We start from the raw sequence: 21,484 nt of genomic DNA on the forward strand, positions 1-21,484 counted from the left end.
AGGGCGGTGCAGCCAACTGCCGGCGCCGGTTTTGATTTAGATAAGACGCGTTTCAAACAGGCGATAAGTGCGCGTAGGAAGTTGATTTTTGTCTACGTATTTTTACTGGAAAATCGATTAAATATTTAAGTGGTTATTTTGACAACAATGTGAGGGCGCTCTGAATATCCCGTCATCCCATCCGGGGCGATCGGGTTCCGATGCGGCAGTTCCGCGTGTTTGGGTCGTCCCGCCGCCCGATAAAAAAACAATCATCCGAAGGAGCGATGCATGACGATACGACGCGAGGAACTGGCCGCCGCCGCAGCGGCGGGCCTTCTTCATTACCGGCAGGTCGAGCCGCTGCTGGTATTCCTGCTGCAGCGCGACCTGCGCGAAAAGCGCGAGGAAATGCTGGCGCGCATGCATCCGGCGCCATTGCGGCGGGTGAACCGCTGGCTGTCCTATCTGGCCGGCGCGCTCGGATTGCTCACGGCGATCCTGTTCGCCGTACTGCTGGCTGGCCGCGGCGGGCCATCGCCGGCCGAAATCGAGTTGCTGCTCTTTGTCGTCATTCCCTATGGCGGCGGGTTGCTGGCGCTGGCGTCCTCGTGGCGCAGACGCGGCTTGCGCGCGCGTCTGCGCATGCCGGCGGCGCTGGTGGTGGCATGGGTGCCGCTGGCGGTGCTGGCGCTGCATCATGTCGGCGCCTGATCGCCGCGCCGGATGAAAACGAGACACCGGGCGCGGGCAGGCCCGCCGCGTGTTTCGCAGATTGGCAGAGTCCGATAAGATATTGCGTTTAAGTAATACGCCTCGGATTGGGTCGATATGCGGATTGGTATAGCTGTTTTTTCATGCGTCCTGCTGCTGGGCCAGGGCGCATTTGCCAGGGAACCCGAGAAATCGCCGGCGGATTTTGCGAGCGACGCGATCACGAAAGGCGACAGCCGCAAGGGCGCCGTGGCGGACAAGGCGCAGGACGCCAAGCCGACGCGGCCTCTGACCGCCGACGAGATCGCGGCCATGATCAAGACGCGGCTGGCGGAAATCCGCAAGAACAGGGCGTCCAGGCTCGCCGACGAGCGCGCCAAGGCCGCCGCCGAATTGTCCGAGCGCAGCGAGCGCGCCGAGCATTGGAGCTATGACGGCGAAAACGGCCCGGAGAAATGGGGCAAGCTCAATCCCGCCTGGGCGGCATGCGCCTCGGGCAAGCGCCAGTCGCCGATCGACATCCGCGACGGCATCCAGGTCGAGTTGGAACCGGTGATGTTCGATTACCTGCCTTCGCGCTTCAGCGTGCTCGACAACGGCCACACGGTGCGGGTCAATGTCGGCAGCGGCAGCAGCATCACCCTCACCGGGCGCCGGTATGAACTGGAACACTTTCATTTCCACCGGCCGTCCGAGGAAAAGATCAACGGGCGCGGCACCGAGATGGTCGCGCACCTGGTGCACAAGGATGCGGAGGGCCGGATCGCGGTGGTGGCGGTGCTGATCGACAGCGGCACCGCGCACGGCCTGATCCAGACCGTCTGGAACAATCTGCCGCTGGAAAAGAACGAGCCGCTGGCGCCGATCTCGACCATCGACATCAACCAGCTGCTGCCGCAGCGGCGCGACTACTACACCTACATGGGGTCGCTCACCACGCCGCCGTGCAGCGAGGGCGTGCTGTGGATCGTGATGAAGGAGCCGATCCAGGCATCGCCGCAGCAGATCGCCATCTTCGGCCGCCTGTACCCGATGAATGCGCGGCCGGTACAGGACACGTCCGGACGCCTGATCAAGGAATCGAACTGATCACATCTGCCTGAACAGGTGCGCGAACACCCGGCTCACCGCCAGGGTCTCGCTGCGCCCGCGCAGTCGCAGCGACAGCTTGCCGCTGTCGTCGCGCACGGCAGCCTGCACGCAGCCGACATTGACGACCGTGCCGCGATGGACCTGCCAGAACTGGTTCCGGTCGAGCTGCGGCAGCAGCTCCTTCAAGCTGGTGCGGATCAGCGATTCGCCGTCGGCGGTGACGACATTCACGTACTTGTCGGCGGCTTCGAAGTAGTGCACGTCGGCCACCGGGATCATGCGGATCTGGTTGCCGACCGCCGCGCGCACGATGGACAGTTTCTCGTCCTGCACTGGCGCGGCCGGCACCAGCGCGCGCAGCTGCCCGACGATGCGCGCCAGTTCGCTGTCGCGCTCGGCATTCGCTTGCAGCCGCGCCTTCAGTCGGTCGACCGTCTTCGCCAGGCGCGCTTCGCTCACCGGCTTGAGCACGTAGTCGGCGGCGGCCTGCTCGAATGCCGCCAGCGCGTAGTCGTCGTAGGCGGTGACGAACACCACCAGCGGGAACGGCGCCTCCTCCGGCCAGTCTTCCGCCAGCTCCTGCGCCGCTTCCAGCCCGCTCTTGCCCGGCATCCTGATGTCGAGGAACAGCACGTCGGGCCGCTGCGCCAGCGCTTCCTGCACCGCCGACACGCCATCGCCGAGCACGCCGCCCACCTGCAGTTCCGGCCACAGGCGCGCCAGCGCCTGCACCAGCGTAAAAGCGAGAATCGGTTCGTCTTCTGCGATCAGAGCGCGGATTGTCGTCATAGCGGGATCCTGATTTGCGCGATGGCGCCTTCGGGCATGTTGGGATGGAGCGTAAAGGAGGCGCGCTCGCCGTACAGCGCGCGCAGGCGTTCGCGGATGTTGGCGACGCCGACCTGGGTGCCGGGCTGCTGGTGCTGGCCGTCGAGCCCGAGGCCGGTGTCCGCCACGCTCAGCGTCAGCGTTCCCGCATCGTGCGCCGCCGTGACATCGACGCGGCCGCCGCCGATCTTCGGTTCGAGCCCGTGCCTGATCGCGTTTTCGACCAGCGGCTGCAGCAGCATCGGCGGGACCATGGTCTCGCGCAATTGGTCGGGCAGGTGCAGCGCATATGACAGGCGCGGTCCCATGCGCACCGCCATCAACCCGAGATAGGCGTCGAGCAGCGCAAATTCCTGTTCCAGCGTGGCCTGCGCCGAGCGCGACGCCGACAGGGTGGCGCGCAGGTACTGGATCAGCTGGTCCAGCATGTGCTGCGCGCGTGCCGCATCGACCGCGATCAAGCCCTGCAGGTTGGCCAGCGTGTTGAACAGCATGTGAGGCTCGATCTGCGCCTGCAGCATTTGCAGCTGCGCCTGCAGCGCCTGCTTTTCGATGGCGGCGGCGCGCGCCTGTTCGGCTTCGACGGAGGCCTTGAGCACCGCAAGCTTGCCGTTGGTCCAGAAGAACCAGGTGATGCCGGCGCAAAACAGCACCATGACGATGATCATCCCGGTGGCGTTGCGCGCCTGGTAAGCCGCCACATTGGCGGGATCGAGGCCGAGCAGGGACGCGGCCAGCCTGTTGCCGAGGATTTTGGCGACCGGCATGGCGGCCGCGACCAGCGCGATGAAGGGCAGGAGCGGCGGTATGCGGCGGCCCCACAGCAGCAGGCGGCCGCCGTCGATGAACAGGAGGGCGAGCGTGCCGACGCATAGGGCGAACACCAGGTTTTCGGCGAAGCCGCGGTCGGAGTACATCGTGTAGGTGCCGAGCGCCGCGCCGATCACGTTGAAGAGCGTGACGATGGCCAGGTGCCGCAACAGGATGATCGGAATCGGGCGGTGGTCGGTCAGGTAGGCTGCTTCAGTTTTCATGCGCGGCATCGCTTCTGGTTGCTGTTATCCCTGCGTGGCATGAAATGGTAACCCGGGTCCGGGCCGGCGGCGGCGCGGTGCGACGAAATGCGCGTATGACGGCGCGAAGCGCCGCAATCCCGGAGCGAATCAGAACCCGACCGCCTGCCCGTCGCGGCGCGCATCGCTGGCCGCGATATAGCCGTGCTCCGTCTTCCAGACGAACTGGCCGGAGCCGAAGTCCATGCCGCCGGCGGCCGGGTCGATGCGATGGCCGCGCCGCGCCAGTTCCTGCGCGACTTCCGGCGCGACCGACGGCTCCAGGGCGAGCGCCAGGCCGCCGTCGACCTTCCAGCGCGGCGCGTCGCAGGCGGCCTGCGGCTGCTGGCCGTGGCAGAGCATGCGCACCAGCGCTTGCAGGTGACCTTGCGGCTGCATGTTGCCGCCCATGACGCCGAAGCTCATCTGCGGCTGGCCATCCTTCGACAGGAAGCCGGGGATGATGGTGTGGAACGGGCGCTTGCCGGGCGCGACGCAGTTCGGATGCTTCGGGTCGAGCGAAAAACCGGCGCCGCGGTTCTGCAGGCTGATGCCGGTTTCCGGCGCCACCACGCCCGAGCCGAAGCCCTGGTAGTTGGACTGGATGAAGCTGACCATCATGCCGCTCTCGTCGGCGGCGGTGAGATAGACGGTGCCACCCTTGGGGACACCATGCCGGAATTCGCCGGCGCGCTTTTTGTCGATCAGCTTCGCGCGTTCGGCCAGGTAGGCGTCGTCCAGCAAGTCCTGCGCCGTGACCTTGCCCATGTGGCGGCTGTCGGCGACCCAACGGTAGGTGTCGGCGAACGCCAGCTTCATCGCCTCGATCTGCAGGTGCAGGCTGTCGGCGGAATCGAGCGGGTAGCGGGCGATGTCGAGCTGGTCGACGATGCCCAGCGCGATCAGCGCAGCGATGCCTTGTCCGTTGGGCGGCAGCTCGTGCACCGTGTAGCCGGCGAAATCCTTCTGGATCGGCGTTACCCATTCCGGCTTGTAGCTGTCCAGGTCGTCGAGCGTCAATGCGCCGCCGTGCTGCCGGGCGTGCTGCGCCATCGCCTCGGCCAGCTCGCCGCGGTAGAACACTTCACCGTGGGTTTCGGCGATGCGGGTCAGGCCGTGCGCGGCCTCGGCAAAGACGAACTGCTCCCCGATATGCGGCGCCCTGCCGTGCGGCATGAATACGCGCTTGAATCCGGGCTGGCTTTTCAGGTGCGGGACCGCCGCCGCCCATCTGCGCTGCACGCTGGACGACACCAGGTATCCGCGCTCGGCCAGTTCGATTGCCGGCTCGAACAGGTCGGAGAACGGCAGCTTGCCGAAGCGTTCTGCCAGCTCGACCCAGCCGGCCACCATGCCCGGCACGGTGACGCTGTCCCAGCCGCGCTGCGGCAGCTCGCCCGCATGTCTGCTTTCAAAATACTCCGGGGTCCACGCCGCCGGCGCCGGGCCGGACGCGTTCAGGCCGTGCAGCTCGGCGCCGTCCCACACCATGGCGAAGGCGTCGCCGCCCAGCCCGCAGGAAACCGGTTCGACCACCACCAGCGCGGCGGCGGCGGCGACGGCGGCATCGACCGCATTGCCGCCCTTGAGAAGCATGCGCAGGCCGGCCTGGGCCGCCAGCGGCTGCGACGTGGCGACGACGTTACGCGCCAGCAGCGGGGTACGGATGGAAGGGTAGGGGTTGTCCCAGTTGAAGTCGGCCATGGCAATCGTCTTGGTGGGTGTCGGACGTCCGTCGCGGGGCGGCGGGGCTCATGCTTCGTGATTCTGGCTACCCGGCGATTTTACGTGGCAAAAAGGAAAGGAATGTTGATGATTGTTTGGTTGGCAATAAAAAAGAATGCTAGCCGGCATGAAATCAGGCATCAAAGTTGTTCTACGGAATTAATATCCGGTGTGCGGCGATGAACGATCTTGATGCCGCACAGTCTTTGTTCTGTTCCTGAACCTTTTCTGAATCTAATTGCGAGGTGGTTTTGCCGGATTCGATTCGACGCCTGTTCCATCGTCTCGCCCCTGCGGTCGATTTCTGCTCGCTGCGCCTGGTCGAGGAGAGAAGCGAGCACTTGGCCGTGCGCCAGGACGTGCTGCAGCCGGCGACGACCGGCATCGACCGCGGCGCGATGATCACTGTGATGCATGGCGGCGGCTGCGGCTATGCAGCCACCAGCGACCTGAGCGAGTCCGGGCTGAAGGAGGCGATACGCCGTGCCCGGGATTGGGCGCGGGAGAGCGCCGGACGGTCGCTGGTCGACTATGCGGCGCTCGCGCTGCCGCGTCCGGCGGGAAGCTATGCCGGCCCGGAGGGTAGTGGCGCGGACGGCGTCTCGCGCAAGGACTTGATCGCGCTGCTGATGCGCGAGTCGCGCTCCTGCCGCATCGACGATCGCATCGTCGACTGGCAGGTTTCGCTGTGGACGGTCGACTCATCCCAGTTGTACCTGACGGCCGACGGCGCGGACCTGGCGCAGCAGTTCCGGTACGCGATTCCGAGCATGGCGGTGACCGCCAGCGAGGGGGCCGAAACCCAGACCCGCAGTCTGGGCGGGCAGTACAACGGTTTTTGCCGCCAGGGCGGGCTGGAAGTGCTGGAGCATGCCGGGTTCGACGGCGCCGGGCAGCGCGTGGCGCGCGAGGCGCTGGATCTGCTGGCTGCGCCGAACTGCCCGGGCGGGCGCATGGACCTGCTCCTGATGCCGGAACAGATGATGTTGCAGATCCACGAATCGATCGGCCATCCGCTCGAACTCGACCGCATCCTCGGCGACGAGCGCAATTTCGCGGGCACCAGTTTCGTCACGCTCGACATGTTCGGCCATTACCGTTACGGCTCCGCGCTGCTCAACGTCACCTGCGATCCGACGCGGCCCGAGCAGTTCGCCAGCTACCGCTGGGACGACGACGGCTGCGCGGCCGAGCGCGTGTTCCTCATCCGCGACGGCGTGCTGGAGCGGCCGCTGGGCGGCGCGGTGTCGCAGGCGCGCGCCGGGCTGCAGGGTGCGTCGACCGCGCGCGCCTGCGGCTGGAACCGCGCCCCGATCGACCGCATGGCCAACCTCAACATCGAGCCGGGCGCATCCAGCCTGAACGACATGATCCGGTCGGTCGAGCGCGGCGTGCTGATGGATACCAACGTGTCGTGGTCGATCGACGACTCGCGCAACAAGTTCCAGTTCGGCTGCGAAGTCGGACGCCTGATCGAAGACGGCGAGCTGAAGGGACTGGTGAAAAATCCGAACTACCGTGGCGTGTCCGCCACGTTCTGGCGCTCGCTCAAGGCGGTCGGGGATGCATCCACCTTCAGCGTGATGGGAACGCCCTTTTGCGGCAAGGGCGAGCCGTCGCAGGTGATCCGCGTCGGCCACGCCTCGCCGGCCTGCCTGTTTTCCGATGTCGACGTGTTCGGAGGCGAATGATGCGGGACTATTTTTATCGCCTGGCCGCCTTCCTGGACGGCGCGCTGCAAGGCGGCGAGCAGTACACCTGCTGGCTGGCGGCGGAAGCGTCGGACTTCGTGCGCTTCAACCGCAGCGCGATCAGGCAGGCCGGGCATGTGGCGCAGCGCTACCTGACATTGCGCCTGATCGACGGCCTGCGCCACGCGAGCTGCACGCTGGCCGTGGCCGGCGACCTCGAAACCGACCGGGCGCTGCTGACTGGCGCGATCGAAGGCCTGCGCGCGCAGCTTCCCGATCTGCCGCCGGACCCGCACCTGCTGCTGTCCTGCGAGGTGCGGTCGACAGAACGCACCGTCGCATCGCGCCTGCCGGACACGGCCGCGATGGTCGGCGAAGTGCTCGCCGCCGCGCGCGGCCACGACCTGGTCGGCATCCTGGCCGCCGGGCCGATCTGGCGCGGATTCGCCAATTCCTACGGCCAGCGCAACTGGCACGAGAGCGCGAGTTTTCATCTTGACTGGAGCCTGTACCATCAGGGCGACAAGGCGGCCAAGGCGAGCTATGCGGGATTCGACTGGGACGGCGGCGCGTTGCGCGCCAGGTTCGATTCCGCCGCGGCCCAGCTTGCCATGCTGCGGCAGGCGCCGGTCGGCATCGCCCCCGGCGCTTACCGCGCCTACCTGGCGCCGGCCGCATTGAACGACATCCTCGGCATGCTGAACTGGGACTGCGTGTCCGAGAAGGCGTTGCGCACCAGGCAAAGCCCGTTGCGCCGCATGCGCGACGAGGGGCTGCGGCTCAACGACGCGGTGACGCTGGCGGAGAATACCGCGGCGGGGCTGGCGCCGGGCTTTCAGGCCGACGGATTCCTCAAGCCGGAACGGGTGGCGCTGTTCGAGCAGGGGCGGCTGGCGGGCAGCATGATTTCTCCGCGCACCGCGAAGGAGTACGGCATCGCCGCCAACGGCGCCGATGCCAATGAAGGGATGGTTTCGCTCGACCTGGCCGGCGGCGATCTGCCGCTTTCGCAGGTGCTCGCGCAGCTCGACACCGGCGTTTTCATCGGCAATTTGTGGTATCTGAATTTTTCCGACCGCAGCAGTTGCCGCCTGACCGGCATGACGCGCTTTGCGACGTTCTGGGTCGAGAACGGGGAAATCAAGGCGCCGCTCAATGTAATGCGGTTCGACGACTCGCTGTTCAGGATGCTGGGGGATAAGCTGGTCGGGCTGACGCGCGAGCGCGAACTGCTGATCGATAGCGACAGCTATGGAGCGCGCAGCACGGCAAGCGCGTTGTTGCCCGGCGCATTGATCAAGGACTTTACGTTCGTGCTGTGATCTGCTTCCTTCTCCCGTAGCGGGAGAAGGCCTCCTGTGCAGGGCGACAAATGCGAATCAGATCACGCCTTTTTCCCGCAACGCCGCAATCTCTTCCTCGCTCTTTCCAAGCATCTCGCCCAGCACTTCCCGCGTATGCTGCCCCAGCAATGGCGGCGGCGCATCGTAGCGCGGCGGCGTTGCCGACATCTTGATCGGGCTGCCCACCAGCTGGACCGTGCCGCCGCTCGGATGCGGCAGATCGACGCGCATGCCGCGCGCCTGGACCTGCGGGTTGCCGAACACTTCATCGAGATTGTTGATCGGCCCGCAAGGCACGCCGGCCGCTTCCAGCAGGTCGATCCATTCCTGCTTGGTCTTGCTCTTGACCATCTCGGCCAGCATCGGCACCAGGGTGTCGCGATGGCGCACCCGCATCGGATTGGTCGCGAAGCGCTCGTCGACCGCCAGCCATGGCTGCCCGCCGGCCTCGACGAACTTCCTGTACTGCCCGTCGTTGCCGACTGCGACGATGATGTGCCCGTCGGACGTCGCGAAGGTCTGGTAGGGCACGATGTTCGGATGCGCGTTGCCCCAGCGCGCGGGCGCCTTGCCGCTGGCGAGGTAATTGGTGTTCATGTTGGCCAGCATCGCCACCTGCACGTCCAGGAGCGCCATGTCGATGTACTGGCCCTCGCCCGTGCGGTCGCGGTGCGCGAGCGCTGCCATCACGGCGATGGTCGCGTACATGCCGGTCATCAGGTCGGAGATGGCCACGCCGGCCTTCTGCGGCCCGCCGCCCGGCAAGTCGTCGCGCTCGCCGGTGATCGACATGAAGCCGCCCATGCCCTGCACGATGAAATCGTAGCCGGCGCGCTGCGCATACGGACCGTCCTGGCCGAAGCCGGTGATCGAGCAGTAGACCAGGTCCGGCTTTTCGCGTTTGAGCGACTCGTAGTCGAGCCCGTACTTCTTCAGCTGGCCGACCTTGTAGTTTTCCAGCACCACGTCCGATTCGCGCGCCAGCGCGCGCACGATGTCCTGGCCTTCGGAGGTGGCGATATCTAGCGTGACGGACTTCTTGCCGCGGTTGGCGGCGAGGTAGTAGGCGGCCTCGGTGGTGTCGCGCCCCTCGGCATCCTTCAGGTAGGGCGGTCCCCAGTGGCGGGTGTCGTCGCCTGCGCCGGGGCGCTCGATCTTGATCACGTCGGCGCCCAGGTCCGCCAGGTTCTGCGCGCACCAGGGGCCGGCGAGCACGCGGGTCAGGTCGAGTACGCGGATATGTCCTAATGCTTTCTTCAGTGGCGAATCAGCCATGTTTCGAACTGGTCTGCGGTGAGTGGTTGGGTAAAGTAAAAGCCCTGGGCGATATGGCAGCCGCGCGCGCGCAGGTATTCCATCTGCTGCGGCGTCTCCACGCCCTCGGCGACCACATCCAGGCCCAGCGGCTGCGCCATCATGATGATGGCATCGGTGATGGCGCGGCCGTCCCCTTCGTCGGGCAGGCTGTGGATGAGGCTGCGGTCGATTTTAACCTTACGCACCGGATAACGCCGGAGATACCCCAGATTCGAGTAACCGGTGCCGAAATCGTCGATGCTCAGCGCCACCTCCATGTCCACCATGCGGTCCAGCAGCGACGCGCTCATGGCGTCGTGCTGCATCACCGTGTTTTCCTGCACTTCCCACTCCAACTGCGCCGGCGTCACGCCGGTGCGGTCCAGCGCCTCCTCCAGCACTGCCGCCAGGTTGTTGTCGGCCAGCTGGCCGGCCGCCAGGTTGATCGCGATGCTGAAGCGCTCCAGCCCCTTGTCCTGCCACGCGGCCAGCTGGTCGCAGGCGTCGTTCATCACCCACTTGCTGATGGTCTGGATCAGCCCGGAGCGCTCCGCCAGCGGCAGGAAGGCCGCCGGCAGCAGCAGGCCCTGGCGCGGATGGTGCCAGCGCAGCAGCGCTTCCACGCAGCGCACCTTGCCGGTGCGCAGATCGATCTGCGGCTGATAGTAGTGCTGCAGTTCGCGTTCCCGGATCGCGCGGCGCAGCTCGCCTTCCAGCACCGATTGCTTGGACATGCGGCCGCCCTGGCGCGGCGAAAACATCTGGTAGCGGTTGCGTCCGCCGGACTTGGCGTGGTACAGCGCGATGTCGGCCTTTTTCATCAGCGTGTCGAGGTCGCCGCCGTCGAATGGATACAGAGCGATGCCCACGCTGACCGACACCTGCAGCTCGTGGCCGCGCAGCGAGAAGGGCGCGTTCATCGCGTCGACGATCTGCTGCGCGATGTCTTCGGCGATGCGCATGTCGCTCAGGTTTTGCGCCAGCAGCATGAATTCGTCGCCGCCCAGGCGCGCCAGCACGTCGTCCTTGCGCACGATGTTCTTCAGCCGCAGCGCCACCGCCTTGAGCAGCTCGTCGCCGATGGCATGCCCGAGCGCGTCGTTGACGTGCTTGAGGCCATCCAGGTCGATGAAGAATGCCGCCAGCGAGGCCGAATTGGCCGCCATGCGCGGAAAGATGTCGGCCGCGCGCTCAAACAGGAATTGCCGGTTCGGCAGCCCGGTCAGGCTGTCCTGGTACGCATGCCGGTTTTGCTGCGCTTTTTCCCGGACGTGCTCGGCTTCCTCGAACACCCGTCCGATCAGCGCGGCGCATTGATGGGCAAACTCCGCCTCGTCCTTGCGCCAGGCGCGCGCCGCGTGCAGCTGCGACACCACCAACAGTCCGGCGGCGTCCTCCGCGCCGCGCACCGGCACGATCATCAGGGCCTTGATCGATGCCGCATGAAAGTACTCGCACGCGAGCGCCGCGCGCGGGTCCTGGCCGACGTCGGCCACCACCAGGGCTTGCTCGTCGCTCAGAACTTGCCGCAACAGCGGATGCAATGCGGCGGCCAGCTGCGCAGCCATGGCACCGCTTGTTTCGGCGGCCTCGGGCACCCCGGTCAGCAGGTTCTGCCGCACTTCATCGTATGCCATCACGCAGCGCGAGGCGGTCGGCTCGGGCCCGACTTCCCAGTAGCCGCAGCGGTGCGCGCCGAGTGCCTTGGCCGCCGCTTTCAGTATCACCTTCAGCGCCGTATCCGCTTGCGGATGCGGTTGCTGCGCCAGGCGCAGCAAGCGGTTGAGGTAGTGCAGCTGGCGCTTCCTGTCGGCCGCCGCGCGCTGCAGTTCCTGCGTTTGCGCAGTGACGTCATGCACGGCGACGAGCACCGCGCCGGTCGCGCCGCGCTGCGCCAGCGCGCGCGCCTGGCCGGCGCATTGCCGCCAGCGGCCGTCACGGCCGCGCAGGCGGAACGCGAGCGGGGTTTCGACGCGGCTGGCCAGTGCGCCGAACGCATCGTCCAGCCGGGCACGGTCTTCCGGGTGCGCCAGATCCTGCAGGCGCGACTGGCCAAGTTGATCCGGCTCGCCGCACAGGCGGAAAAACGATGGACTGGCATAGCGGATGGTCGAATCGGCGGCGCAGATCAGCACCGGATCGGGAAGCTGGTCGACGATTTCCTGCGCCTGCTCCCGGGACAGGGCGCCGCAGCCGTCGATGGGCGCGGCGGGGTGCAGTATCCATGCCGCGCCGGCGGCGTCGGTCATGCCGTCGAGCCGGTTGACGGTCACAGCAAATTCGATCGGGGAGCCGTCCTTGCCGGCCAGGCGCACGGTCTGGCCGGGTGTGGCCAGGCCGGCGGCGTTTCCATTTGCTAGGAATGAATCCGGATTGGCTCCGGACAGGAGGGCCGCGACCGGCTGGCCGACCAGTTGCGCCGCATCGAGGCCGAGCAGCTCTTCCAGCACCTTGTTAACGCTGGTAATGATTCCATCCTGCATGAAAATCAGCCCGTTATGCGCGTCGTCGCAAGCCGCGGCAATCGCCTGCCATTCGGCGGGAAACAGGAACTGGGATGTCTCGGAGGGCGTTTGCTGGCTGCGGTCGGTAGGCATGTCCGGACGGGAGCGAACGACTCTCACCGCATGGCGAAAATCGTTTCGCTTCAAGAGAAAGATTGGGATTAGACTACTTGCCGTTGCAGATCATTCCAAGAGATAGATCAAGCCATGTGGTTTTATCCCAGGATCATTGCCCATCGCGGCGGCGGCACGCTCGCCCCGGAAAACACGCTCGCGGCCATGCGCTGCGGGCTGGCGCGCGGCTTTCATGCGGTCGAGTTCGACGTCATGCTGTCGGGCGACGGCGTGCCGGTACTGATGCACGACCCGGATTTCGGCCGCACGGTGCGCGGCGCCGGCCGGGTGTGCGACACCACGGCCGCCGCGCTGGCGGCGCTGGATGCCGGCTCCTGGTTCGGACCGCAATTCGCCGGGGAGCCGGTGCCGGACTTCGAGCAGGTTGTTGCATTCTGCAAGGCAAACAACATCTGGATGAACATCGAAATCAAGCCTGCTCCCGGCTTTGAAACGCAAACCGGCAGCGTGGTGGCTGCCCTGACGCAGCGCCTGTTTGCGGCGGAAATCGCTGCGCAAGTTCCGAGCGGAAATGACGCGTCGCTGCCGCTGTTTTCCTCGTTTTCGTTCGACGCCCTGCAGGCAGCAAAAGCGGCCGCTCCCGGCATCGCGCGCGGCTTCCTGGTCGATACGATTCCCTCCGACTGGATGGCGCTCCTGCGCGAGCTCGATGCCGTGGCTCTGCACACCAACCACCGGCACCTGACCGAACAACTGGCGCGCGCCGTCAAGGCGCAGGACGTCGGCTTGCTGTGCTACACCGTCAATACGCCACAACGCGCGCGCGAAATCATGGCCTGGGGCGTCGACGCCTTTTGCACTGACCGCATCGACCTGATCGCCCCGGATTTCGCCTAGGCCATCGTTACGCCTCGTTACACCGCTTACAGTTTGGCGGTCGGCGCCGATGCAGTTTTTCCGTTGAAGGCGACATGGGCAACCGCTCATGCCGACCCAACGAAAGGAAACGACAATGAAGACTGCACGCATGATCCCCGTTCTTTTGGCCGCCTTCCTGGCCGTGCCCGTGTTCGCGCAAAGCGCCGGCGCCGAAGCGCAGCGCGACGCCCGCCAGCAGCAGCGCATCGAAAACGGCCTGAAATCCGGCCAGCTGACCACGCGCGAAGCCGCCAAGCTGGAGCGCGAGGAGGCGAAGATCGACCGCACCGAGGCGCAAGCCTTGAAGGACGGCAGCTTGAGCGCCGCCGAAAAGAGCCGTATCGAGCGTATGCAGGACCGCGCCAGCCGCGACATCCGCGCCGAAAAGCACGACGCGCAGACCGGCAATCCGAATTCCGCGTCCAGCCAGCGCATGCAGGCCGATGTGCAGCGCAACGCCAACCAGGAACAGCGCATCGCGAACGGCCTCAAGGACGGTTCGCTGACCAAGCGCGAAGCGGCCCGGATGGAACGCGGGCAAGCCAGGGTCGACCGCAAGGAATTCCGCGCCGGACGCGACGGCCATGTCGGCGGCGTCGAGCAGCGCCAGGTACAGCGCAGCGAAAACCGCCAGTCGCGCCGCATCCAGCGCGAGCGGCACGACGCGCAGCGCCGCGGCTGATCCAAGACCGGTTCGCCGGCGTCCGACACCGCCAGGCCCGCCGGAATTTAACCGGCGGGCTTTTTATTTTGACACTCCGGGCCATGCCTCAACCGACAGGGGTTATCACGTATAATCAACGGTTTGCAACGCATTCCATCATTCGCCTAGAACATGAAATCGTCTGAGATCCGCGATAAATTCCTGAAGTTTTTCGAGTCCAAGGGCCACGCCATCGTTGCGTCCAGCCCGGTGGTGCCGGGCGACGACCCGACCCTGCTGTTTACCAACGCCGGGATGAATCAGTTCAAGGACGTGTTCCTGGGCTTCGATAAGCGTCCCTACACGCGCGCGACGACGGCGCAGAAATGCATCCGCGCCGGCGGCAAGCACAACGACCTGGAAAACGTCGGTTATACCGCGCGCCACCACACCTTCTTCGAAATGCTGGGCAACTTCAGCTTCGGCGACTACTTCAAGCACGACGCCATCCAGTACGCCTGGGAGCTGCTGACCGAGGTGTTCAAGCTGCCCAAGGACAAGCTGTGGGTCACCGTCTACGCGGAAGACGATGAAGCCTATGACATCTGGCACAAGACGGTCGGCGTGCCGGCCGAGCGCATTGTGCGCATCGGTGACAACAAGGGCGCGCGCTATGCTTCCGACAACTTCTGGATGATGGGCGACACCGGCCCGTGCGGCCCCTGCACCGAGATCTTCTACGACCACGGCCCCGAGATCGCCGGCGGCCCGCCCGGATCGCCCGACGAGGACGGCGACCGCTACATCGAGATCTGGAACAACGTGTTCATGCAGTTCAACCGCGACGAAGCGGGCGTGATGCACAAGCTGCCCAAGCCCTCGGTCGACACTGGCATGGGCCTGGAACGCATCACCGCCGTGCTGCAGCACGTGCACAGCAACTATGAGATCGACACCTTCGTCAACCTGCTGGCCGCTGCCAAGAAGGCGGTGTACGCCGCCGGCGCCGGTGACTGCGACCACGAGTCGCCTTCGCTGAAGGTCATCGCCGACCACATCCGCGCCTGCACCTTCACGGTGGTCGACGGCGTCATCCCGAGCAATGCCGGCCGCGGCTACGTGCTGCGCCGCATCGCCCGCCGCGCCATCCGCCACGGCTACAAGCTCGGCGCGCGCAAGCCGTTCTTCCACGCGCTGGTACCGGCGCTGGTGGCCGAGATGGGCGACGCCTATCCGGAATTGCGCCAGAATGAAAAGCGTGCCACCGAAGTGCTGAAGCAGGAGGAGGACGCCTTCTTCCGCACCATCGCCAACGGCATGGAAATCCTGGAAAAGGCGCTGGCAACCGGAACCAAGCAGATCGACGGCGACACCGCCTTCAAGCTGCACGACACCTACGGCTTCCCGGTCGACCTGACTGCCGACGTCTGCCGCGAGCGCGGCGTGACGGTGGACGAGGCGCGCTTCAACGCGCTGCTGGACGAGCAGCGCCAGCGCGCGCGCGAAGCCGGCAAGTTCAAGATGGCGCAAGGCCTCGAATACAGCGGCAGCCCTACCACCTTCCACGGCTACGAGAAACTGATCCACGAAACGGCGCAAGTGACCGCAATCTACGTCGACGGCACCCAGGTGACGGAAGCGAAGTCCGGCGACGATGCCGTCATCGTGCTCGACCACACGCCGTTCTACGCCGAATCCGGCGGCCAGGTGGGCGACACGGGCGAGCTGCGCAACGCCGTTGCGCGCTTCCTGGTGGAAGACACGATCAAGATCCAGGCCGACGTCTTCGGTCACCACGGCAGCATCGCCGAGGGGGTAATCAAGGTAGGCGATACGATTGTCGCCCGCGTCGACGCCGAAAAACGCGCGAAGACCATGCGCAACCACAGCGCGACCCACCTGCTGCACAAGGCGCTGCGCGAAGTGCTCGGCACCCACGTGCAGCAGAAGGGCTCGCTGGTCAACGCCGAGCGCACCCGCTTCGACTTCGCCCACAACGGTCCGGTCACCGCCGAGCAGATCCGCAAGGTGGAATCCATCGTCAACGCCGAAATCCTCGCCAACGAGGCGACCGTGGCGAAAGTGATGCCGATCGAGGACGCGCAGAAGTCGGGTGCGATGATGCTGTTCGGCGAAAAGTACGGCGACGAGGTGCGCGTGCTGTCGATCGGCTCCAGCCGCGAACTGTGCGGCGGCACCCACGTGCAGCGCACCGGCGACATCGGCCTGTTCAAGGTCGTGTCGGAAAGCGGCGTGGCCGCGGGTGTGCGCCGCATCGAGGCGATCACCGGCGACAACGCGCTGGCCTACCTGCAGTCGCTGGAATCCACCGTGAACCAGGTGGCAGGCACGCTGAAGGCGACGCCGGCGGAACTGTCGTCCCGCGTCGGCAGCGTGCTGGAGCAGGTCAAGGCACTGGAGAAGGAACTCGCCGCGGCCAAGGGCAAGCTGGCGTCCGCTCAGGGCGACGAACTGCTTGGCAAGGCGGTCGATGTCAACGGCATCAAGGTGCTGGCGGCAACGCTCAACGGCGCCGACGTGCCGGCGCTGCGGGAAACCATGGACAAGCTTAAGGATAAGCTGAAGACCGCCGCCATCGTGCTGGCCGCCGTCAACGACGGCAAGGTCAGCCTGATCGCCGGCGTGACGTCGGATGCGACCGCCAAGGTGAAGGCGGGCGAACTGGTCAATTTTGTCGCGCAGCAGGTAGGTGGCAAGGGCGGCGGCCGTCCCGACATGGCGCAGGCTGGCGGCACCGACCCGGCGGGCCTGCCGAAGGCGCTCGACGGCGTGACCGACTGGGTGCGCCAGCGCGCATGATGCGCTTTTGTCCCGTGTGCGCCGCGCCGCTCGTCGAGCGCGCGGACGAAGGCGAGGGCGGCAAGCTCCGCCTCGCCTGTCCGGACGGGCATTGGACGCACTGGGACAACCCGCTGCCGGTCTTGGCCGCGCTGGTCGAGATCGACGGCCGGATTCTGCTGGCGCGCAATGCCGCCTGGCCGGAAAAGATGTTTGCCCTTATCACCGGTTTCATGGAACGCGGCGAAACGCCCGAGCAGGGCGTGGCACGCGAACTCAAGGAAGAAACCGATCTCGACGCCACCGACATCCAGCTGATCGGCGTCTACGAATTCATACGCAAGAATGAAGTGATCATTGCCTACCACGTCAAGGCAAGCGGCGAAATCCGGCTGTCGCCGGAGCTCGTCGAGTATCGGCTGGTCGCCCCTGAAAAGCTGCGACCGTGGCATGCCGGGACCGGCTATGCGGTGGCCGACTGGCTGCGCGCGCGCGGCTTGCCGGTCGAATTCATCGACTTGCCTTCCGCCTGAGCGCTAATCACCGGATATTGCTTGTTGCGTCGCACAAATACTCCCATATTTACGGTAGAATTTGCCGATCTGCGACTCCCTTTTCAGAGCAATGACCATGGAATTTCATAAAGAGCTGGATGCTCGCGGCTTGAACTGCCCGCTGCCGATCTTGAAAGCCAAGAAGGCGCTGGCGGAAATGGCCAGCGGTGAAATCTTGCGCGTCATCGCCACTGACCCAGGCTCCGTCCGTGATTTCCAGGCTTTCGCGCGCCAGACCGGAAACACACTGGTCGATCAAAGCGAACTCGATCAGGAATTCATCTTCTTCATGAAGCGCAAATAAAACAGGCATGCCGCGCGGCGTGTCCGCAGCCTTGCTCCATTCTCGTCCCGATACGTCTTTTTCGCACGGTTCGCCTGCAATTCGTGCTATCAAGCAACTTCCACGGACTATCTTGGATTTTCCATGTGTTTTAGTGCATACTCTCTACCAATTAATAGAACGGTCGTGCTAAATTCCATCTGCGCTGCAGGTTCTCTCTTATAATCACGGTTCGGTTTACGTTAACGTCAATTGTTTTTTGCAAAGGCAAACTTATGAAAGTTTTGGTTCCAGTCAAGCGCGTGGTGGACTTCAACGTCAAAGTGCGCGTCAAGTCCGACGGTACAGGCGTCGACATTGCCAACGTCAAGATGTCGATGAATCCGTTCGATGAAATCGCGGTGGAAGAAGCGACTCGCCTGAAGGAAGCCGGCAAGGTAACCGAAGTGGTTGCGGTCTCCTGTGGCGTGACCCAGTGCCAGGAAACCCTGCGCACCGCCATGGCGATTGGCGCCGATCGCGGCATCCTGGTTGAAACCGACGCCGAACTGCAGCCGCTGGCTGTGGCCAAGCTGCTCAAGGCCCTGGCCGACAAGGAGCAGCCGCAACTGATCATCCTCGGCAAGCAGGCCATTGACGACGACTGCAACCAGACCGGCCAGATGCTGGCAGCCCTGCTGGGCTGGCCGCAGGCGACCTTCGCGTCGAAGGTGACGATCGAAGACGGCAAGGCGACCGTGATCCGCGAAGTGGACGGCGGCTTGGAGACTGTTTCGCTGCAATTGCCGGCCATCGTGACTACCGACCTGCGCCTGAACGAGCCGCGTTACGTGACCCTGCCGAACATCATGAAGGCCAAGAAGAAGCCGCTCGATACCGTCAAGCCGGCCGACCTGGGCGTCGATGTCGCGCCGCGCGTCAAGACCCTGAAAGTGGCCGAGCCGCCGAAGCGCTCCGCTGGCATCAAGGTCCCGGATGTGGCCACGCTGGTTGGCAAGCTCAAGAATGAAGCGAAAGTCATCTAATAATTTCAGATCAGGAAAAGACCATCATGACCGCACTTGTCATTGCTGAACACGACAACGCTTCGCTCAAGGGAAGCACTTTCAATACCGTCACCGCTGCCGCACAGTGCGGCGGCGATGTCCACGTCCTGGTAGCCGGCCATAACTGCGGCGCTGCCGCCGAAGCTGCGTCGAAGATCGCCGGCGTCTCCAAGGTTCTGGTGGCTGACGCCGCTCACCTGGCCGACGGCCTGGCCGAGAACGTCGCCGAGCAGGTGCTGGCGCTCGCCTCGTCCTACTCGCACATCCTGGCTCCGGCTACCGCCTACGGCAAGAACATCGCGCCGCGCGTTGCCGCCAAGCTGGATGTCGGCCAGATTTCCGAAATCACCAAGGTCGATTCGCCCGACACCTTCGAGCGCCCGATCTACGCCGGCAACGCGATCGCCACCGTGCAATCGAGCGATGCGGTGAAGGTCATCACCGTGCGCGGCACCGGCTTTGATGCCGCCGCAGCCGGTGGTTCCGCCGCTATCGAAAACGTGACGCCGGCAGGCGATTTCGGCAAGTCCGCTTTCGTCTCGCGCGAGCTGGCCAAGTCCGACCGTCCGGAACTGACAGCCGCCAAGGTGGTGGTGTCCGGTGGCCGCGGCATGGGTTCGGGCGAAGCCTTCAAGATTCTCGAGCCGCTGGCCGACAAGCTCGGTGCGGCAATGGGCGCGTCGCGCGCCGCCGTCGACGCCGGCTTCGTGCCGAACGACTGGCAGGTCGGCCAGACCGGCAAGATCGTGGCTCCCCAGCTGTACATCGCGGTCGGTATCTCCGGCGCGATCCAGCACCTGGCCGGCATGAAGGATTCCAAGACCATCGTGGCGATCAACAAGGATCCGGAAGCACCGATCTTCTCCGTGGCCGACTACGGCATCGTCGGCGATCTGTTCGAAATCGTGCCGCAACTCGTTGCCGAACTCGGTTAAGAAGAAAAAACGGCGGGCGGCAAACAGCCCGTCGCACAAGAATAATTATTTGAAAATACCGGGCAGGCTTGCCGGGTTTGTCGCGGACATGACAGGAATTTTCCGGTCGGTCCGTAATAATTCCCGCAGCCCTGCCCATTTTTTTTGGAGCCCCCATGAGCTATGTCGCCCCGTTGAAGGACATGCTGTTCGTGATCAACGAACTCGCAGGTCTGTCTGAAGTGAATGCGTTGCCCGGCTGCGAAGATGCGAGCCCGGAAACCGTCGAAGCCGTGCTGGAAGAGAACGCAAAGTTTTGCGGTGAGGTGGTCGCGGAACTGAATGTCGCGGGCGACAAGGAGCCGAGCTATTGGCACGATGGACAGGTCACCACGACCAAGGGCTTCAAGGAAGCGTTCAAGTCGTTCGGCGAAGCCGGCTGGCAGGGCGTGCAGCACCCGGTCGAGTTCGGCGGCCAGGGCTTGCCGAAACTGGTGGCGACGCCCTGCATCGAAATGCTCAATTCCGCCAACCTGTCGTTCGCGCTGTGCCCGCTCCTGACGGATGGTGCGATCGAGGCGCTGATGACCGCGGGAAGCGAAGAGCAAAAACAGATTTACCTGGCGAACCTGATTTCCGGCAAATGGACCGGGACGATGAACCTGACCGAGCCGCAGGCCGGTTCCGACCTGGCGCTGGTACGTTCGCGCGCGGCGCCGCAGGATGATGGCACCTACAAGATCTTCGGTACCAAGATCTTCATCACCTACGGCGAGCATGATATGGCCGAGAACATCGTCCATCTGGTGCTGGCACGCACACCGAATGCGCCGGAAGGCGTGAAGGGCATTTCGCTGTTCGTGGTGCCGAAGTTCCTGGTCAATGCCGACGGTACGCTCGGCGCGCGCAACGACGCGCATTGCGTGTCGATCGAACACAAGCTCGGCATCAAGGCCAGCCCGACCGCGGTGCTGCAATTCGGCGACCATGGCGGCGCAATCGGCACGCTGGTGGGCGAAGAAAATCGCGGCCTCGAGTACATGTTCATCATGATGAATGCCGCGCGTTTCGCGGTGGGCATGCAGGGCATCGGCGTGGCCGAGCGCGCTTATCAAAAGGCGGTTGCCTATGCGCGCGAGCGCGTGCAGTCGCGCGACCTGGCCGGCTCCAGCGGCCCGGTTGCCATCATTCATCACCCGGACGTGCGCCGCATGCTCATGTCGATGCGCGCGCAGGTGGAAGCGGCGCGCGCCTTGGCTTATGTAACTGCCGCCGCATTTGATGCTGCACATCATCATGCTGACGATGCAGTGCGCAAGTCGAACCAGGCTTTCTACGAGTACATGGTGCCAGTCGTAAAGGGCTGGTCGACCGAGATGTCGCTCGACGTGACTTCCAACGGCGTTCAAGTGCACGGCGGCATGGGCTTCATCGAGGAAACGGGCGCTGCGCAATACTATCGCGATGCGCGCATTCTGCCGATTTACGAAGGCACGACCGCGATTCAGGCCAATGACCTGGTCGGCCGCAAGACGGTGCGCGATGCCGGCGCCACTGCGAAGGGCATCCTGGCCCAGGTGCGCCGCACCGAGGAAGAGCTGTCGGCTTCGTCGTCGGCCGATCTGGCGGCAATCCGCACGCGACTGGCTGCTGGCTCCAAGGCGCTGGAAGAGGTGGTGAACTACGTGGTCGCCAACATGAAGTCCGACATCAAGGGTGTGTTTGCGGGCAGCGTGCCGTATCTCAAGCTGGCTGGCATCGTGCTGGGCGGCTGGCAGATGGCGCGCGCGGCGCTGGTGGCGGAGCGCAAGCTAAAGGCCGGCGAGGGCGACGCCAAGTTTTATCAAGCCAAGATCGCCACCGCGCGCTTCTTCGCCGATTACTTCCTGTCGCAGGCGGCCGGTTATCGCGCAGCGATCGTCGAAGGTAGCGCAGGTGTCCTGGCGCTGGCGGAAGACCAGTTCTGAGTCTTGTTGTGTGCGCCGCAGCGTGCATGAAGGGCGGCCTCGGGGCCGCCTTTTTATTTTC

The 21,484-nt window shown here is 64.9% G+C and carries 17 protein-coding genes; 12 read left to right on the forward strand and 5 right to left on the reverse strand.

The annotated features are described in order from the left end of the window. Positions 1 to 270 precede the first annotated feature (270 nt). Positions 271 to 693, forward strand: a complete 423-nt coding sequence (locus FAY22_RS02115) for a hypothetical protein (protein WP_146328699.1) — start codon at positions 271 to 273, stop codon at positions 691 to 693. A gap of 117 nt (positions 694 to 810) precedes the next feature. Next, positions 811 to 1,782 (forward strand): carbonic anhydrase, encoded by a 972-nt coding sequence (locus FAY22_RS02120; protein ID WP_146328700.1) that lies wholly within the window; start codon positions 811 to 813, stop codon positions 1,780 to 1,782. On the opposite strand, the gene FAY22_RS02125 is transcribed toward FAY22_RS02120, so the two are convergent. From FAY22_RS02125 to FAY22_RS02135, 3 genes are all read right to left on the reverse strand, one after another. Beyond that, the gene (locus FAY22_RS02125; protein WP_146328701.1) at positions 1,783 to 2,574 is read right to left on the reverse strand and encodes a LytTR family DNA-binding domain-containing protein; all 792 of its coding nucleotides are present in this window, start codon (positions 2,572 to 2,574) and stop codon (positions 1,783 to 1,785) included. It abuts the gene before it with no gap. Further along, entirely contained in the window at positions 2,571 to 3,647 is a 1,077-nt protein-coding gene (locus tag FAY22_RS02130; protein ID WP_146328702.1) for a sensor histidine kinase, read from the reverse strand. The genes FAY22_RS02125 and FAY22_RS02130 overlap by 4 nt, the downstream gene beginning before the upstream one ends. Positions 3,648 to 3,776: 129 nt before the next feature. Beyond that, positions 3,777 to 5,369: a gamma-glutamyltransferase family protein gene (locus FAY22_RS02135; RefSeq protein WP_146328703.1), complete on the reverse strand. Its 1,593-nt coding sequence runs from the start codon at positions 5,367 to 5,369 to the stop codon at positions 3,777 to 3,779. A gap of 272 nt (positions 5,370 to 5,641) precedes the next feature. Here FAY22_RS02135 and FAY22_RS02140 point away from each other — a divergent pair, with 272 nt between their 5' ends. Continuing rightward, a complete protein-coding gene (locus FAY22_RS02140) occupies positions 5,642 to 7,081 on the forward strand; it encodes a TldD/PmbA family protein (RefSeq protein ID WP_146328704.1) in 1,440 nt (479 codons plus the stop codon). Beyond that, positions 7,078 to 8,403 (forward strand): TldD/PmbA family protein, encoded by a 1,326-nt coding sequence (locus tag FAY22_RS02145; RefSeq protein WP_246860624.1) that lies wholly within the window; start codon positions 7,078 to 7,080, stop codon positions 8,401 to 8,403. Before FAY22_RS02140 ends, FAY22_RS02145 begins: the two co-directional genes overlap by 4 nt. A gap of 57 nt (positions 8,404 to 8,460) precedes the next feature. Here FAY22_RS02145 and FAY22_RS02150 read toward each other — a convergent pair whose 3' ends face one another. Both FAY22_RS02150 and FAY22_RS02155 read right to left on the reverse strand, forming a co-directional pair. Then, complete coding sequence (locus tag FAY22_RS02150) at positions 8,461 to 9,699, reverse strand: CaiB/BaiF CoA-transferase family protein (RefSeq protein ID WP_146328705.1); 1,239 nt, start codon at positions 9,697 to 9,699, stop codon at positions 8,461 to 8,463. Further along, entirely contained in the window at positions 9,681 to 12,317 is a 2,637-nt protein-coding gene (locus FAY22_RS02155) for an EAL domain-containing protein (protein WP_146328706.1), read from the reverse strand. The genes FAY22_RS02150 and FAY22_RS02155 overlap by 19 nt, the downstream gene beginning before the upstream one ends. Before the next feature lie 114 nt (positions 12,318 to 12,431). On the opposite strand from FAY22_RS02155, the gene ugpQ reads away from it, so the two are divergent. From ugpQ to FAY22_RS02195, 8 genes are all read left to right on the forward strand, one after another. Next, positions 12,432 to 13,196 carry a glycerophosphodiester phosphodiesterase gene (ugpQ, locus tag FAY22_RS02160; RefSeq protein ID WP_146328707.1) on the forward strand — a complete coding sequence of 255 codons (765 nt, stop codon included), beginning with the start codon at positions 12,432 to 12,434 and terminating at the stop codon, positions 13,194 to 13,196. Positions 13,197 to 13,311: 115 nt separating this feature from the next. Further along, complete coding sequence (locus tag FAY22_RS02165; protein WP_146328708.1) at positions 13,312 to 13,899, forward strand: hypothetical protein; 588 nt, start codon at positions 13,312 to 13,314, stop codon at positions 13,897 to 13,899. A 153-nt stretch (positions 13,900 to 14,052) separates the two neighbouring features. Next, entirely contained in the window at positions 14,053 to 16,680 is a 2,628-nt protein-coding gene (alaS, locus tag FAY22_RS02170) for an alanine--tRNA ligase (protein WP_146328709.1), read from the forward strand. Further along, on the forward strand, positions 16,677 to 17,192 hold the full coding sequence (locus tag FAY22_RS02175; protein WP_146328710.1) for an NUDIX domain-containing protein: 516 nt from the start codon (positions 16,677 to 16,679) through the stop codon (positions 17,190 to 17,192). The genes alaS and FAY22_RS02175 overlap by 4 nt, the downstream gene beginning before the upstream one ends. 91 nt (positions 17,193 to 17,283) lie before the next feature. Next, on the forward strand, positions 17,284 to 17,517 hold the full coding sequence (locus tag FAY22_RS02180; protein ID WP_146328711.1) for a sulfurtransferase TusA family protein: 234 nt from the start codon (positions 17,284 to 17,286) through the stop codon (positions 17,515 to 17,517). A 254-nt stretch (positions 17,518 to 17,771) separates the two neighbouring features. Further along, the gene (locus tag FAY22_RS02185) at positions 17,772 to 18,521 is read left to right on the forward strand and encodes an electron transfer flavoprotein subunit beta/FixA family protein (RefSeq protein ID WP_146328712.1); all 750 of its coding nucleotides are present in this window, start codon (positions 17,772 to 17,774) and stop codon (positions 18,519 to 18,521) included. Positions 18,522 to 18,547: 26 nt separating this feature from the next. Next, positions 18,548 to 19,477: an electron transfer flavoprotein subunit alpha/FixB family protein gene (locus FAY22_RS02190; protein ID WP_146328713.1), complete on the forward strand. Its 930-nt coding sequence runs from the start codon at positions 18,548 to 18,550 to the stop codon at positions 19,475 to 19,477. Positions 19,478 to 19,632: 155 nt separating this feature from the next. After that, positions 19,633 to 21,423, forward strand: a complete 1,791-nt coding sequence (locus FAY22_RS02195; RefSeq protein ID WP_146328714.1) for an acyl-CoA dehydrogenase — start codon at positions 19,633 to 19,635, stop codon at positions 21,421 to 21,423. The last annotated feature ends 61 nt before the right edge of the window (positions 21,424 to 21,484 follow it).

It is taken from the genome of Noviherbaspirillum sp. UKPF54, assembly GCF_007874125.1.
Taxonomy (GTDB): Bacteria; Pseudomonadota; Gammaproteobacteria; order Burkholderiales; family Burkholderiaceae_D; genus Noviherbaspirillum.